Source organism: Klebsiella sp. BIGb0132, from assembly GCF_024810075.1.
Taxonomy (GTDB): Bacteria; Pseudomonadota; Gammaproteobacteria; order Enterobacterales; family Enterobacteriaceae; genus Klebsiella; species Klebsiella terrigena.
The window spans coordinates 299,020-314,934 of sequence record NZ_JANUDW010000005.1; the positions used below are offsets into that span (position 1 = coordinate 299,020).

Here is a 15,915-nt window from a genome sequence, read left to right on the forward strand (position 1 = left end):
AGCGTGACCATAGCAGGACATTCTCCGCCGGAATAGCACCTGGTTATAATGGCTCGCCGTAGAGGCCTATCAGCCGACGCACCACGCCGTTGGTCCAGCCGAAACCATCCTGCAGCGGGTATTCACCGCCGCCGCCCTCGTGCGGGACGCCGCTGGCAATATGGTACTTCTCAATCAGCTTATGATGCTGCTTGTAGAAGTGGTTCACCGTTTGCAGCCAGCTTTGGGCTATCTCATCGCCGAGCGGGTCCTGGCCGTACATTTTAAAGCCCTGCACCGCCATCCACTGCAGCGGCGCCCAGCCGTTGGGCTTATCCCACTGTTCGCCGCTTTCATACTCGGTGGCCATAATGCCGCCAGGAGTCAGCAGGCGAGCCCGCACCGCGTCGGCAAGGCGATCCGCCTGTTCATGCGTCGCCATTCCGACGTACAGCGGCACGATGCTGGCGGCCGAAAAGAGCGCCAGCTGCTCGCGGCGCCAGTCGTAGTCGCGGAAGCAGCCGCTGTCATCATCCCACAAATAGCGGGTCACCGCCGCCCGACGGTCGCTGGCCTTCTGGCGAAACGCGGCTTCCGTTGCGCGATCGCCCTCAACGCCGGAGAGATTGGCGATGGTATTTTCGAGCTTGAACAGAAAGGCGTTCAAATCGATGGGGATAAACTGGGTGGTGCGAATACTCGCCAGACGGGTGATATCGCGCAGCCAGCGGCTGGAGTAGTCCCAGCCGGAGGCGGCGCCGGCGCGCAGGTCACGGTAAACCTCGTTGGGCGGGCGGCCGGAGTGCTTTGCCGTTTCGACATCTTCGCGCCAGGACTCGTCGCGCGGGGTGTCGCGATCGTCCCAGTAGCGGTTGAGCAGCGAGCCGTCCGGCATACGCACCGCGTGGCGATAGGCCTGGTTCGGGATCAGCGACTCGGCGCCGTCCATCCAGAAGCGGTACTCCATCTTCAGGTGCTCAAGGTAGCGGCGAGCGCCGCGCACGCCGTCCTCTTCAAACAGCTCAACCATCAGGGCGAAAACCGGTGGCTGCGAACGGCTGAGGTAGTAGGTGCGATTGCCGTTAGGGATATGGCCGTAGGTTTCAATCATCCACGCGAAGTTGTCCGCCATGCACTTCAGCAGGTCCTCGCGACCGCTCTCCGCCAGCCCCAGCATCGTGAAGTAGGAGTCCCAGTAGTAGGTCTCGCTAAAGCGTCCGCCGGGCACAATATACGACTGCGGCAGCGCCAGCAGCGACGACCACGGGATATGATCCTGCGGCTCGCGGGTGAGGATCGGCCAGAGGTGATCGATATGCTCCTTGAGGGATCGCTTAGGATCGGAAACGTAATCTTCCGCGCGATGATCCGGTAGCCAGAAGTGATCCTCGACGAACTGCCGCAGATCGAACCCTGGGGTGCGCCTCACCCGCCGGTAGTGGATTAAAATATCCAGCGGGTCCTGCTTTGGCGCACAGTCGGGGAAGGTTTTGCTGTCGGCGAAAATGCGCGATTTTTGCACGTGGGCGAACAGCTCCAGGTAGCGATCGGCCGGGGTCAGGGCGTCAGACGCCGGCAGCCCCTCGATAATTTCTGGCTCCGGTTCGGCGTCGAACATTTCGTCCAGTTTTAACTCATACGGATCGGCTTCGTAGCGCAGATCGACGTCGATCTTTAACTCATCGCTATTATCGTTGCGTAATGTCTGGCTGGACATAGTGATACGGACCTCCGGATCGCGTCGCTAAATGGCGCCGGATATTCCCGGCATGGCTTTTAAGCTTAGTCATTCGCTTCGGTTTTCGTGGGGGAAACTGTGCGGCAGGTCACGCTTCTGTGCAAATACCTGAAGGCGGTATTTTTATTAACAACTGATTTTTATCGTTAATTTATGATGTGGCGCTCTGAATCGCGCGGAAAAATTCAGAGCAATCGTTTTGCAACAAAATCTTATTTTATGGCGCAGGCGCGGGATTACTCCCACGCCGCTTCCAGCATCTCCAGCAGCTGCTCGCTGCTCAGCGTGACCGGGTTAGCTTTCATCGACGACGAGCCGCTGGCGGCCAGCGCGGCGGGCTCAAGCACCCGATGCGCCACGCCAAGGTCATTGAGATTGCCGAGCCCGGCGCCGCGGCTCCATTCGTGCAGGCTCTCCCAGGCGGTATCCGGATCCACGTTGAGCCCGTCGGCCAGCCAGCGGCGCAGGTCGTTAAAGCGCCCGCGCAGGGCTTCATCGGTGACCAGCGATTCGTTAAGCGCGAGGCCGAAGGGCAGCAGGCAGCCGCACAGCGCGCCGTGGGAAGCGTTGCTCAGGCCGCCCAGCGGCCCCGCGAGGCCGTGAACAACGCCGAGACCGGCATTGGCCAGCGCCAGGCCGCCGCACAGGCTGACCCACGCCATTTCATCGCGACTCTGCGGGCACTCTTTCGCCATTAGCGTTTTCAGCGCCTTGATGCCGCGCGGGATCGCCTCCCGGCACAGAGCGTCGGTAAAAGGGTTGGCGCGGGTGCACAGCCAGGGTTCGATAAGCTGGGCGATCGCATCGAGGCCGGAGCCCAGGGTCACCGCCCGCGGCGCGTTATCGGTAAGCGACGGGTCAACGATCGCCAGGTCCGGCAGCATCCGGTCATCGCGCAGGCTGACCTTACGCTGCTGCTGCACGACGTTAATCACCGCGTTTTTCGTCACCTCGGCGCCGGTGCCGGAGGTGGTGGGGATGGCGACAAAGGGCAGCGGATGCGCTTCCAGTAGCCGGCCGCTGCCGACCACTTCCAGATATTCGATGACCTCCCCGGATGCCGGCACCAGCGCGGCGATGGCCTTCCCGGCGTCGATCACCGCGCCGCCCCCGAGGCTCACCACCGCTCCGACGCCCCTTTCGCGCGCCAGGCGTACGCCCTGCTCGATCGCCAGCAGATCGGGCTCATGGACGATGGAGAGGGTCGTCACCTCCAGCGCGTGGGCGCGAAGTTCGGCCAGCAGAAAGTCGGCCCGCTGCGGGCTGGCGCCGTGCACCAGCAGCACCTTGTCGCTGCGCTGGGCCAGCCAGGGCGCAGCGCTCGGCGCCAGGCCGCGACCAAAACGAATATTTCCCGGGGTTAAAACGTTAAAGGGGGTCAGCATCACGGGCTCCTGTATCGGCAAAAAAGGCAAGCATCCACTATAACCTAAATCATTCGCGTTGCAGGAAGGCGGCAGCGCAGGTAAGTGACCGGGACGCAGCGTGAAGCATGACGAGTATCGACACATTATCCGACGGGCTACTCTTTGTTGGCTGTACTCGCGTAGCCGATGGAGTATGGTGAATAAAACGTCTCTTCAGTTAAGGAATCCCTGACAATGCTAACAATATTGGGTAAACGCTCGTCAATTAACGTCCGTAAAGCGCTGTGGACCTGCGAAGAAGCGGGCCTTGAGTATCAGCAGGAGGATTATGGCAGCGGGTTTCAGCCGATTGATACCGCGGAGTTCCGCGCGCTGAACCCGAACAGCCTGGTGCCGGTGCTGCTGGATGACGACTTTGTCCTGTGGGAGTCGAACAGTATCTGTCGCTACCTGGCGCGCAAGGCCGGACGGGAGGATCTGCTGCCCGCCGCGCCGCAGGCGGCAGCCGAAGTCGAGCACTGGATGGACTGGCAGGCCACGGAGTTTAACAACGCCTGGCGCTACGCGTTTATGGGGCTGGTGCGTAAGGACCCGCGCTTTCAGGACCCGGCGGCGCTAAAAGAGAGCATTGCCACATGGACCCGCTGCGTGCACATCGTTGAATCACAGCTGCAACGCACCGGCGCCTGGATGACGGGTAATCATTTTACGCTGGCGGATATCGTGCTCGGCCTGTCGGTTCACCGCTGGAAAATGACCCCTTTTGCCCACCCGGAACTGCCGGCGGTTGAGCACTGGTATATGGCGCTCAACCAGCGCCCGGCGTTTATGCGCCACGGTAACAACGGCATGGCGTGACGGCAGGATAAAAAAGTCCAGACTGACCGCGCCGCGGACGTTAAATTCAGCCTATTCGCTTTGCAATCACCGATGTCTGCCGTTACGATCTGCGTCCCTTTTTTATCCACCCGGTAGCAAGTACGGCAGGAAGGTATGGTTTGAGCAGGCGGTTGAGCCCTGTGTTGCTGGCGTCTGCGCTGCTTGTCGGATGCTCCGGAACGCTTTCGCAAATGAGTGTCCCTTCTGATGAAACCAGTCAGATAGGGCAAAACGGGCATCGGCTCTCCGTCGATACCTTCGTTAACCACTATATGCAGAGCAAGCAGGTGAGCGGCGTGGTGGTGGCGGTGATCCGTCATAACGGCCCGGCGGAATTTCACTGCTACGGCGTGACCGATGCCAAAAATCGCTACCCGATTACCCCGGATACGCTCTTTGCCCTCGGCTCGCTGAGCAAGGGGATAACCGCAGAGGTGATAACCCTGCTGGTCAATGAGGGGCGGCTGCACTGGGACGATACGCTCGCCATGCTGCTGCCGCCGGAGACCCGGCTAAGCGCCGATGCCAAAAAAATCACGCTCCTGCAGCTGGTGACGCACACTTCCGGACTGCCGCGCCAGCCAATGAACCTGCTGTCGCTGGAGCATCTGCTGGCCTACCTGAGCGATGGGGAAAACTTCTATCACGAGCTCGACGGCGACGGCGCGCTGGGCTATCTCAGCACCTTCAACGCGCCGCTGGTGCGCGAGCCTGAGTACTCCAATCTCGGCTACGCCATTCTCGGCTACATCCTCAAATATCAGACCGGAGAATCCGTTGAGGCGCTGGCGTCGCGGATGATTTTCCAGCCGCTGGCCCTGCATAACACCAGCTTCGTGCCGTCAACGCTGCGCGGATACTCCCGGCGCGCCCTCGGGCATGCGGGGGATCAGCCGAAATTTAAAACCCGCGGTGCGCTGACGCCGGACTGGCAGTTCAGCAACAATATGGTGGGGGCGGCAAATCTGTACAGCGACGCCCGCGACCTCATCGCTTACGCCCGCGCTCACTTTTCACCGACCGGCAATCCGGCGCTGGATAAAGCCTTCACCGACGTTGGCGGCGACTACTATCCGCGGCAGACGGAGGCGGCGAATATTGCCTGGGTGACCGATACGATCGGCGGGCAGAAGATTACCTATCAGGTGGGCTACATCGGCGGCTATTCCAGCTATATCGGCTTTGATAAAGCGAACCAGAATGCGGTGGTGGTGCTGCAAAATAGCTTTAACTGGAGTAACTACATCGGGCATGCGATTTTGCAAAATCAGGCGGCGGGAACAGATTATCGACTGCGTCATGAGGCGTTGAAAAAAGCCCCGTGAGTACGGGGCCTTGACGTTTAGCGCATGGTCACGAACTCTTCCGCGGCGGTCGGGTGAATCGCCACGGTGTTGTCGAAGTCCTTCTTGGTGGCGCCCATCTTCAGCGCGACCGCAAAGCCCTGCAGCATTTCATCCATGCCGAAGCCGATGCCGTGAATACCGACAATCTTCTCTTCCGGACCGACGCAGACCAGCTTCATGCGGCACGGCTGGCGGTGCGAGGTGACGGCGGTATACATCGCGGTAAAGGACGATTTATAGACCTTCACCGCCTCGTCGCCGTACTGCTCGCGAGCCTGCGGCTCGGTTAAGCCGACGGTGCCGATTGGCGGGTGGCTGAAGACCACGGTCGGGATGTTGCTGTAGTCCAGATGCTCTTCCGGCTTGTTGTTGAACAGACGCTCGGAGAGACGGCGGCCGGCGGCAACGGCGACCGGCGTCAGCTCGACCGCGCCGGTGTTATCGCCCACCGCGTAGATCCCCGGCACGCTGGTGTTCTGGAACTTATCCACGACGATATAGCCTTTGTCGTTGGTTTCCACCCCGGTGGCCTTGAGGTTGAAGTTATCGGTCTCCGGCTGGCGGCCGATGGCCCAAATCAGGCAATCGACGGTCTGGCTGCGGCCATCTTCGAGGGTCAGGGTCAGGCTGCCGTCGGCGTTTTTCACCACCGACTGCGGAATGGCGTTGGTATGCAGCTGCGGGCCTTCGGCGTTCATCACCTCAACCAGCGTCTCGACAATCAGCGGATCGAAGCTGCGCAGCGGCGCGTGCTTGCGCACGAACAGATGCGTCTCGGCGCCAAGACCGTTAATCACTCCCGCCAGCTCAACCGCGATATAGCCCGCGCCGACAACCGCCACGCGCTTCGGCAGCGCCGGCAGCTCGAAGAAGCCGTTGGAGTCGATGCCGTACTCTACGCCCGGAATTGACGGGTGGCTCGGACGGCCGCCGGTGGCGATGAGGATATGATCGGCGGTCAGGGTTTCGCCGTTGACTTCCACCGTTTTGGCGTCAATAAAGCGGGCGAAGCCCTTAATCACGTCGACCTTATTTTTACCCAGCACGTTGTCGTAGGAGGTATGAATGCGGTCGATGTAGGCGCTGCGGCTGGTAACCAGTCGGTCCCAGTCGAAGTGGTTAATGGTGGTATCGAAACCGTAGTCCGGGCCGTACAGGTGAATCGCCTCGCGGATCTGCGCCGCGTGCCACATTATTTTCTTCGGTACACAGCCGACGTTAACGCAGGTGCCGCCCAGATCTTTCGCTTCAATCAGGGCGCACTTCTGGCCGTACATCGCCGCGCGGTTGATGGAGGCAATGCCGCCGCTGCCGCCGCCGATAGCAATGTAGTCATAATGTTTGCTCATGAGTCATATCCTTAATATCTGAATGCTGCGATTGTATACCGTAAATCAATAGGTTCCGCCGATGACTGCGATTACTCCGGGACGATCCAGCTGACCGTTGCGTGCCCGATGCCGGTCGGAACCAGCTTTTTGTGCAGCCACGGCAGAACGTTGTTCATCTGCTGTTCCAGCTTCCACGGCGGGTTGATCACGATCATCCCCGACGCGGTCATGCCGCGCTGGTCGCTGTCCGGGCGCACGGCAAGCTCAATCTGCATGATTTTACGAATGCCGGTTGCTTCTAACTCCTTGATCATGCGCTTAATCTGCGCACGAAGGACCACCGGATACCACAGCGCATAGGTGCCGGTCGCGAAGCGCTTGTAGCCTTCATGAATGCCGGTCACCACCGCCTGGTAATCGCTTTTAATTTCGTACGGCGGGTCAATCAGAATCAGACCGCGACGGGAGGCGGGCGGCAGCTTTGCCTTCAGCTGCTGATAGCCATCGGATTTTTCTACGCGCGCGCGTTCGTCTTTCTGGAACTCTGCGCGCAGCAGCGGGAAGTCGCTCGGGTGCAGCTCGGTCAGCTGCAGGCTGTCCTGCTCGCGCAGCAGCTGGCGGGCAACCAGCGGGGAGCCAGGGTAGTAGCGCAGTTGGCCGCTACGGTTGAAGTGCTGAACCACGGAGATATACGGCTCCAGCTCGGCCGGCAGGTCATCCTGCTGCCAGATGCGGGCGATGCCTTCCATGTACTCACCGGTACGCTCGGCGTGCTCGCTGCTCAGATGGTAGCGACCTGCGCCGGCGTGGGTGTCCAGATAGAGAAACGGCTTCTCTTTCTCTTTCAGCGATTCAATGATCAGACTCTGAACGGTGTGTTTGAGGACGTCGGCGTGGTTGCCTGCGTGAAAGCTGTGGCGATAACTGAGCATGGATGCAGAGATTCCGGGAATTAAACAAGATAACCGATAGTTTACCGCAGATCCGTACGGATTACCGCTGTAGCGCCGTGCTGTTTCAATTGTGCCAAAAGCGTTGCAAAACATAACGGTGTCATAAAAGCGTCAAACGGTCGCGCTAGCGTCGCGTGCAGGCAAGGTAATCGTTTGAATAAAAGGAAAAATAATGAAACTGCAAATCACGCTTCTGACGTCGGCGCTGATCCTGGCGCTGCCGGCGCTGGCCAAAGACCTTCCGCTCAATCAGGCCGCGGCGATCGCCGCCAGCGTCACGCCCGCGGCGCAGAGCCCGGCGTTTGACGCGCTGGAGAGCCAGGCGCTGGCGGCGCTGCGCCAGGCGCTGAAGGGGGATGCCGCAACCCTCACCCGCGACCAGCTGGAGCACGCGAAACAGAATAAAACCCAGGCGGATAAAGCCTGGCTCAAGGCCAGCGGCTACGATTTTCAGACTAAAGCTAACCAGCAGGCGGGAATTGCGCTGCTCTCAGCGTTCAGCAAGCTCCCGGATTCGGTGGTAAAAGATAACCTCGCCACCGTCACCGCCATTAACCGCGATGCCACCCAGGCTACCCGCCACCAGGCTCTGGCCGATGCCGAGGGGATAAGCTATCTCTACTTCCTCAGCGATGCGATGGGGCCCCGGCTGGGCAAAGCGTTCCTTGCGGCCTACGACAAAGGCGAGCTGGGCAAAGCGGCGGCGCTGATTAAGGCCAGCGAAGTCAGCACCGGTGCGGCGAAAAAGCACTTCAATAACCCGCGTCCGTTCCTGATTCAGGGCAACACCATCCACATGGTGCCCGATGACGTGGTGGTGAAGGATAACCAGCCCTATTCCGCCGATGAAGGCTCCTTCCCCAGCGGGCACACCAATACCGGCTATACCGATGCCCTGCTGATGGCCGAAATGATCCCCGAGCGCTTCGATGCGCTGGTGACCCGCGGCGCGCGCTACGGCTACTCGCGGATCGTGCTCGGCGTGCACTATCCGCTGGACGTGATGGGCTCGCGGATGGTGGCGCAGCGTAACGTCGCCCACTATCTGAACGATGCAAAATATCGCGCGCTGTTCAACGAGGCGCGCGACCAGCTGCGCGCCGCGCTGGAGAAAGAGTGCGGCACTTCGCTTGCCGAATGCGCGAAAACCGCCGGCAAGGACGATCCGTACCGCGACCCGGCCATGCACGCCTTTTATCGCTTCACTATGACCTACGATCTGCCGCAGCAGAAGGGCGAGAAGCCGGCCCTGAAGGTACCGGAAGGGGCCGAGGTGCTGCTGGAGGCCGCCTTGCCGCATCTTTCCGCCGCGCAGCGTCGGGCGCTGATGGTGAAAAGCGCCCTACCGGCCGGCTATCCGCTGTCGGGAGAGACCGCCGACCAGCAGTTCTGGCAGCGCCTCAACCTGCCTGCCGCCTGGCAGATGGCGCAGAAGGCGCATTAATCTCACCCAGCCCGGCGAAGCAGCGCGCCCGCCGGGATTTTGCTCAACGGCCGGGCTTATTGCAGCAATACCCGGCTCTGCGCATCGCACGACATTGAAATTCACCCAACTATCCCCCATTCTAGATCTCATGCTAAAGCGCCGGAACGCGCGCTTCATTTCCCCTTTTCAACAGGACTGCGCATATGACCAATCCATTACTGACGCCTTTTTCGTTGCCGCCTTTTTCTGCAATCAAGCCGGAGCATGTGGTGCCTGCGGTCACCAAAGCGCTGGACGATTGCCGGGCAGCGGTAGAGAGCGTCGTGGCGCAGGGCGCGCCCTATAGCTGGGAGACGCTGTGCCAGCCGCTGGCGGAAGTTGACGACGTGCTGGGGCGTATTTTTTCTCCCGTCAGCCATCTGAACTCGGTAAAAAATAGTCCGGAGCTGCGTGAAGCCTACGAACAAACCCTGCCGCTGCTATCGGAATACAGCACCTGGGTGGGCCAGAACGAAGGCCTGTACCAGGCGTATCGCGACCTGCGCGACGGCGACCACTACGCCACCCTCAACACCGCCCAGAAAAAAGCGGTGGATAACGCGCTGCGTGATTTTGAACTCTCCGGTATTGGGCTGGCAAAAGAGCAGCAGAAGCGCTACGGCGAAATTGCCGCACGCCTCTCCGAGCTGGGTAACCAGTACAGCAACAACGTGCTCGACGCCACCATGGGTTGGAGCAAGCTGGTCACCGATGAAGCCGAGCTCTCCGGGATGCCGGAGAGCGCGCTGGCCGCGGCTCAGGCCCAGGCGCAGGCTAAAGAGCAGGAAGGCTATCTACTGACCCTCGATATCCCAAGCTACCTGCCGGTGATGACCTACTGCGACAACCAGGCGCTGCGCGAAGAGCTCTATCGCGCCTACTCCACCCGCGCTTCTGACCAGGGGCCGAACGCCGGCAAATGGGACAACAGCCCGGTGATGGCCGAGATCCTCGCTCTGCGCCACGAGCTGGCGCAGCTGCTGGGCTTTGACAGCTACGCCTCAAAATCGCTGTCGACCAAAATGGCGGAAAACCCGCAGCAGGTGCTCGACTTCCTGACCGACCTGGCGAAACGCGCCCGTCCGCAGGGGGAAAAAGAGCTGGCCCAGCTGCGCGCCTTCGCCAAAGCGGAGTTCGGCGTTGAGGAGCTGCAGCCGTGGGATATCGCTTACTACAGCGAAAAGCAGAAGCAGCATCTCTACAGCATCAGCGATGAGCAGCTACGCCCCTATTTCCCGGAAAACAGAGCCGTTAACGGCCTGTTCGAAGTGGTTAAGCGCATTTACGGCATCAGCGCCAAAGAGCGTACCGATATCGACGTCTGGCACCCGGAAGTGCGCTTCTTCGAGCTGTATGACGAAAAAGGCGAGCTGCGCGGCAGCTTCTATCTCGATCTCTACGCCCGCGAGCACAAGCGCGGCGGCGCGTGGATGGACGACTGCGTCGGCCAGATGCGCAAGCTGGACGGTTCGCTGCAGAAACCGGTGGCCTACCTGACCTGCAACTTTAACCGTCCGGTTAGCGGCAAGCCGGCGCTGTTCACCCATGATGAAGTGATCACCCTGTTCCACGAATTCGGCCACGGCCTGCACCACATGCTGACCCGCATCGATACCCCGGGCGTGTCCGGCATCAGCGGCGTGCCGTGGGATGCGGTTGAGCTGCCGAGCCAGTTTATGGAGAACTGGTGCTGGGAGCCGGAGGCGCTGGCCTTTATTTCCGGCCACTACGAGACCGGCGAACCGCTGCCGCAGGCGCTGCTGGAAAAAATGCTCGCCGCGAAGAATTACCAGGCCGCGCTGTTTATTCTGCGCCAGCTGGAGTTCGGCCTGTTCGACTTCCGCCTGCATGCGGAGTATCAGCCGGAGCAAGGGGCGAAAATCCTCGAGACGCTGGCGGAGATCAAAAAGCAGGTCGCCGTGGTGCCTGGTCCGTCGTGGGGCCGCTTCCCGCACGCCTTCAGCCACATTTTTGCCGGCGGCTACGCGGCGGGCTACTACAGCTACCTGTGGGCCGACGTGCTGGCGGCGGACGCCTTCTCCCGCTTTGAGGAAGAGGGGATTTTCAACCGCGAAACCGGCCAGTCGTTCCTCGATAACATCCTGAGCCGCGGCGGTTCTGAAGAGCCGATGATCCTCTTCAAACGCTTCCGCGGCCGTGAGCCGCAGCTGGACGCGATGCTGGATCACTACGGGATTAAGGGCTAATTTACCCGCCATACTTCAGGCTGCCTCTGCGGCAACTGCACTCACTCACCCCGGGAACCTACGCTGCGTTCGTTGCCGGGGATTTGTTCCCTTGTTGTCCTGAGGCAACGCGAATTATTTAGGGTAAAGCGGAAGTGAAAATCTGCTTAATTGATGAAACGGGCGCCGGAGACGGCGCCTTATCTGTTCTTGCCGCCCGCTGGGGGCTGGAGCATGACGAAGACAACCCGATGGCGCTGGCGATGACGCCGGAGCATCTGGAATTGCGCAAGCGCGACGAGCCGAAGCTTGGCGGCATCTTCGTTGATTTTGTCGGCGGGGCGATGGCCCATCGGCGCAAGTTCGGCGGCGGACGCGGCGAGGCGGTGGCCAAAGCGGTGGGGGTCAAGGGCGACTATCTGCCGGAGGTGGTGGACGCCACGGCGGGGCTGGGGCGCGACGCGTTTGTGCTCGCCTGCGTAGGCTGTCGCGTGCGGATGCTGGAGCGTAACCCGGTGGTGGCGGCGCTGCTTGATGATGGCCTTGCCCGCGGCTATGCCGACCCGGAAATTGGCCCGTGGCTGCAGCAGCGTCTGCAGCTTATTCACGCCTCAAGCCTGACGGCGCTGAGCGATATTACCCCGCGACCGCAGGTGGTCTATCTCGACCCGATGTTCCCGCACAAGCAGAAAAGCGCGCTGGTGAAAAAAGAGATGCGCGTCTTTCAGTCGCTGGTGGGGCCGGATTTAGACGCCGACGGCCTGCTCGAGCCGGCGCGCCGGCTGGCGACCAAACGGGTGGTGGTCAAACGGCCTGACTACGCGCCGCCGCTGGCGGACGTCGCCACGCCAAACGCGGTGGTCACCAAGGGCCATCGGTTTGATATTTACGCCGGCACGGCGGAATAACCTCTTCTCGCCGAATATCCCGCAGGGTAGCGCAACGCGCCTTATCCGGACTACGTAGCCCGGATAAGCATCGCGCGGCCTGTGCGCGGTTAGACGAACGGTGCCAGCGGATCGGCAATCTCAAAGGCGATGGCTCTGTCGGCCTTCGGAGGATAGATAAGCTCGCTGGTTATCGCGATCTTCACCTTTTTCGCCTCTTCCCGCGTCAGCTTCACCTGCTGGTCCCAGCCTTCGGTATAGACCGCGCCCCAGGCGCCGAGGTCCAGACAGGTGACGTAGTTTTCCTGGCGATAGGGCAGCGGCGCCACTTCCAGCAGGCTGGCCGCCGCGTTGTTGCCGGCAAATTTGCCCAGCAGAATCGCGTGCTGGCAGGTCATCAGCGCGTGGTTGCCCTTGTCATCGGTGGCGGCGTAGGCCACGTCCCCGGTGGCGTAGATCGCATCATGACCCATCACCTGAAGATCGCCGTTGACGTGCAGGCGGCCCTGGCGATCGCGCGGGGCGTCAATCTGCGCCGTCAGGTCGTTGGCCTGTACGCCGACGGTCCAGATAACGGTCTGCGACGCGATAGTCTGCCCGTCTTTCAGCGTCACGCCGGATGCGTCAATGCTTTCAACCTCCGCGTTCACCAGCCACTCAACGCCGAGCTCTGCGGAGGCCTGAACGATAACCTCGCGCAGCGCGTCGCTGTAGCGCGAGCCCGGCTGCGGGCCGCGTTCAACTACGACTACTCTGGTCTTAGCATTTGAGCCCAGGATGGCCCGCAGCTTGCCCGGAAGCTCCATCGCCATCTCGATGCCGGTAAAGCCGCCGCCGCAGACGACGACCGTATTGCGCGCCACGCTATCCGCGGCGTGGGCCAGGGATTTCAGATGGTTTTCCAGAACGGTGGCGCTTTCCAGCTGGTCGAGGTCGAAGGCGTGAGCCTCGGCGCCGACGACCTGGGTACGGTTAACGCGGCTGCCGCTGGCGAGAATCAGCCGGTCGTAGCCCGCGCGCTGCGCGTTACCGGAGGCATCGACCCACGCCACTTCTTTGGCGGCGGGCACGATGCGCTCAACGCTCCCGCGCAGGAAGCTGACGCCGGTGGCGTCAAATAATGGCTGTAGCGGGGCGACCAGCGTCGGCACATCGTCCTCATAGAAACGTGGACGTACCCGCAGCTCGGGCTGCGGGGCAATTACCGTGATTTCCACGGTCTCGTCGCGGTGCTTATCCGCCAGGCGTGCGGCGCTGAGCGCCGCCCACATTCCGGAAAAGCCCGCGCCGACGATCAGGATTTTTTTAGCCATTATGCTTTCACTCACTGTTTGCTACGATGTATTTACTCGGATTTTATTTGTCGTAGTTGTAAAGTGCAACGTGATTTGTGCTGTTGCCTGGGTTAAAAGCGGGGTTTCGATAATATGTATATGATAAATATTGAAATAATTATTTATCCTGCTGCTTAATACGGCACCCGTCTGGTATGGATGAAATGAAAAAGCTACAATAACTCAGATTTGTTTTGGCTGAGATAAGAGAATGGCGTTCTACAGTTCTGGCGTTGAGTACGGCATCCATAGTCTGATGTGCATGGTGGACAGCAAGGGCGACGCGCGCGACATGAGCGTGCGGGAAATCGCCGAGCTGCAAAGCGTGCCCTACGACTATCTGGCCAAAATTTTTACCCGCCTCTCCCGGGCAGGGCTGGTGCGCAGCATGGAGGGCAAGGGCGGCGGCTTCCAGCTGGCGAAGCCCGCCGAACACATCACCGTGCTGGACGTGGTCAATGCCATTGATGGCGATAAGCGTATTTTCGAGTGTCGTGAAATTCGCCAGCGGCTGGCGGTATTTGACGAGCAGCCGCCGGAGTGGGCCTGTGAAGGCATTTGTGGCGTGCGCTCGGTAATGGACATGGCCCAGCAGCGCATGGAAGAGGCGCTCGGGCAGCATACGATTTTGGATCTCGCCCGCAAGATGTACCGCAAGGCGCCGGATGAGTTTGTGATTGAAGTGCAGGAGTGGATTGACGCTCGTAAGAGCTAACCTCAGCCAGCTGCCGCTGGCCGAGGCCTGAGCCGACGCTATTTGTCGTCGACAGGGGTATTAATCATACGATTGAGCCACGGCACCAGAATCGCCATCACGATCGTCACCGCCAGGGTCACCAGGCCAATCTTGCCGAACACGTCGGTGTAGATTGGCAGGGTCTGCAGCGGGTCGGTGATATTTTCCGGCACCGCGGTGAAGGTCGCTACGTATCCCCCCATCAGGAAGGCTGCCGCCTGCGTCAGGAACCACATCCCGAGGATAAAGCCCATCAGCTGCTGGGGAACCAGCGCGGCGACCATCGCCAGGCCGAGTGCGCTAATCAGCAGCTCGCCAAGGCTCTGGAACAGATAGACCAGCACGATAAACCACGGCGAGGTGAGCCCCTGGGCGTCGGCAAACCAGATACCGGCGGCGGCGGCGGTCAGGAAGCCCAGCGAACATAAAAACATCCCAAGGGTAAACTTCATCGGCATGGTCAGGTCCCGACCTTTGTTGCCGAGGCGGGTGTAGATTGCCGCCAGTATCGGGCTGGCGACCACGACCCAGAACGGATTCAGCGCCTGGAAGCTGACCGGGTTAATGGTGATGCCAAGGATCTGGTGGTGCACGTTGTTGATGGCAAAAAAGTTGAGCGACGTGGGCATTTGCGCGTACAGGATGTAGAACAGCACCGCTTCCAGCATCAGGATAAAGGCGACAAACATCTTGTTGCGGCCGGTTTTATCCAGCTTAAAGGCCTCGCGAAAGAAGAAAATAATCACCACGATAGAGAGGACGATCAGCACCAGGTTGGCGATTTTCACGTTATGCATGAGCCAGGCGCAGAGGAAAATCATCGCTACCGTACCGACCAGTACGTACAGCAGGTTGCGCAGCACCAGCGGCCGATGGTCGGGCTCCGAACCGATATCTTTGACCATCCCACGGCAGGCGAAGTAGACCAGCAGAGCGATAATCAGCCCCGCCCCGCACAGGTTGTAGGTGACGGCGTAGCCGAACTTCTCGGCAATCACCGGCGCCAGCGATAGCGACAGCAGGGAGCCGATGTTAATCGACATATAAAACAGAGTGAATGCCCCGTCGAGGCGGGCGTCCTCCGGAGGATAGCACTTTGACAGCAGGCTGGCGGGGTTGGCCTTAAACAGTCCGTTCCCGACGGCGATGGTGCCCAGAGCGATAAAAATGAGATCGGGTTTCAGGAGCGACAGCCCGGTCATGAAATAGCCGAGCGCCAGCACAATCGCCCCCAGCACCAGCGTTCGTTTGGTGCCCAGCAGGTGGTCGCCGACGTAGCCGCCGATGGAGATCAGGCCGTAGACCAGCGCCGCAAATGCGCCGAAGGTAATAAACGCCTGTTCCTGAGAGAATCCGAGCTGTTTAACAAAGAAAACCGCCAGGATGCCCTGGACGCCGTAATAGCCAAATCGCTCCCATAACTCTACAAAAAAGATCATGAAGAACGGCCGCGGTTGCTGCAGCAGGCCCGTAGGTGCAGTTGTTTTCATATTCCTTCGCCTTTTAGTGCTATCCCAAAAAAGTATGAACGCGTATGCCAGAACGCGCTGAAAAAGTATTATGGCGCGCTATACTGCGGCCATTGGCTTAATGGTTAGATTATTATATAGATATTTTTTCTTATAATTGGTCGATCACACTAAATGATATTAAATGTGTGGGTTGATATCCTGATTGTGTCTCTTGGCGGGCGATAACGGTTCGTTTGGGATAG

The 15,915-nt window shown here is 60.2% G+C and carries 12 protein-coding genes; 6 read left to right on the plus strand and 6 right to left on the minus strand.

Annotated features, from left to right (window positions below; genetic code table 11):
- Window positions 1-43: 43 nt before the first annotated feature.
- The gene (locus tag M2416_RS16340; protein WP_259225737.1) at window positions 44-1,696 is read right to left on the minus strand and encodes an alpha,alpha-trehalase; all 1,653 of its coding nucleotides are present in this window, start codon (window positions 1,694-1,696) and stop codon (window positions 44-46) included.
- A 257-nt stretch (window positions 1,697-1,953) separates the two neighbouring features.
- Window positions 1,954-3,102 carry an iron-containing alcohol dehydrogenase gene (locus M2416_RS16345; protein ID WP_259225738.1) on the minus strand — a complete coding sequence of 383 codons (1,149 nt, stop codon included), beginning with the start codon at window positions 3,100-3,102 and terminating at the stop codon, window positions 1,954-1,956.
- A gap of 216 nt (window positions 3,103-3,318) precedes the next feature.
- Between M2416_RS16345 and M2416_RS16350 the strand changes: the two genes are divergently transcribed.
- Both M2416_RS16350 and M2416_RS16355 read left to right on the plus strand, forming a co-directional pair.
- Window positions 3,319-3,942 carry a glutathione S-transferase family protein gene (locus M2416_RS16350; RefSeq protein WP_259225740.1) on the plus strand — a complete coding sequence of 208 codons (624 nt, stop codon included), beginning with the start codon at window positions 3,319-3,321 and terminating at the stop codon, window positions 3,940-3,942.
- Between the two features lie 212 nt (window positions 3,943-4,154).
- Window positions 4,155-5,288: a serine hydrolase domain-containing protein gene (locus tag M2416_RS16355; RefSeq protein WP_076946214.1), complete on the plus strand. Its 1,134-nt coding sequence runs from the start codon at window positions 4,155-4,157 to the stop codon at window positions 5,286-5,288.
- 17 nt (window positions 5,289-5,305) lie between these two features.
- Here the strand turns inward: M2416_RS16355 and gorA are convergent, their stop codons facing one another.
- Both gorA and M2416_RS16365 read right to left on the minus strand, forming a co-directional pair.
- Window positions 5,306-6,658, minus strand: coding sequence for a glutathione-disulfide reductase (gorA, locus tag M2416_RS16360; protein ID WP_259225741.1), 1,353 nt, complete (start codon window positions 6,656-6,658; stop codon window positions 5,306-5,308).
- Between the two features lie 71 nt (window positions 6,659-6,729).
- Window positions 6,730-7,572 (minus strand): 23S rRNA (adenine(2030)-N(6))-methyltransferase RlmJ, encoded by an 843-nt coding sequence (locus tag M2416_RS16365; protein ID WP_076946213.1) that lies wholly within the window; start codon window positions 7,570-7,572, stop codon window positions 6,730-6,732.
- A gap of 193 nt (window positions 7,573-7,765) precedes the next feature.
- On the opposite strand from M2416_RS16365, the gene M2416_RS16370 reads away from it, so the two are divergent.
- The 3 genes from M2416_RS16370 to rsmJ all read left to right on the plus strand — a co-directional run bounded on the left by M2416_RS16370 (window position 7,766) and on the right by rsmJ (window position 12,152).
- Window positions 7,766-9,037, plus strand: coding sequence for an acid phosphatase (locus M2416_RS16370; protein WP_076946212.1), 1,272 nt, complete (start codon window positions 7,766-7,768; stop codon window positions 9,035-9,037).
- Window positions 9,038-9,222: 185 nt separating this feature from the next.
- Window positions 9,223-11,265 (plus strand): oligopeptidase A, encoded by a 2,043-nt coding sequence (prlC, locus tag M2416_RS16375; protein ID WP_241782721.1) that lies wholly within the window; start codon window positions 9,223-9,225, stop codon window positions 11,263-11,265.
- A gap of 134 nt (window positions 11,266-11,399) precedes the next feature.
- Window positions 11,400-12,152 carry a 16S rRNA (guanine(1516)-N(2))-methyltransferase RsmJ gene (gene rsmJ / locus M2416_RS16380; protein ID WP_076946210.1) on the plus strand — a complete coding sequence of 251 codons (753 nt, stop codon included), beginning with the start codon at window positions 11,400-11,402 and terminating at the stop codon, window positions 12,150-12,152.
- Window positions 12,153-12,241: 89 nt separating this feature from the next.
- On the opposite strand, the gene M2416_RS16385 is transcribed toward rsmJ, so the two are convergent.
- Complete coding sequence (locus tag M2416_RS16385) at window positions 12,242-13,444, minus strand: NAD(P)/FAD-dependent oxidoreductase (RefSeq protein ID WP_076946209.1); 1,203 nt, start codon at window positions 13,442-13,444, stop codon at window positions 12,242-12,244.
- A 232-nt stretch (window positions 13,445-13,676) separates the two neighbouring features.
- On the opposite strand from M2416_RS16385, the gene M2416_RS16390 reads away from it, so the two are divergent.
- On the plus strand, window positions 13,677-14,180 hold the full coding sequence (locus tag M2416_RS16390; protein ID WP_076946208.1) for an RrF2 family transcriptional regulator: 504 nt from the start codon (window positions 13,677-13,679) through the stop codon (window positions 14,178-14,180).
- A gap of 38 nt (window positions 14,181-14,218) precedes the next feature.
- On the opposite strand, the gene dtpB is transcribed toward M2416_RS16390, so the two are convergent.
- Window positions 14,219-15,691 carry a dipeptide/tripeptide permease DtpB gene (gene dtpB / locus M2416_RS16395; RefSeq protein ID WP_259225745.1) on the minus strand — a complete coding sequence of 491 codons (1,473 nt, stop codon included), beginning with the start codon at window positions 15,689-15,691 and terminating at the stop codon, window positions 14,219-14,221.
- Window positions 15,692-15,915: the final 224 nt, after the last annotated feature.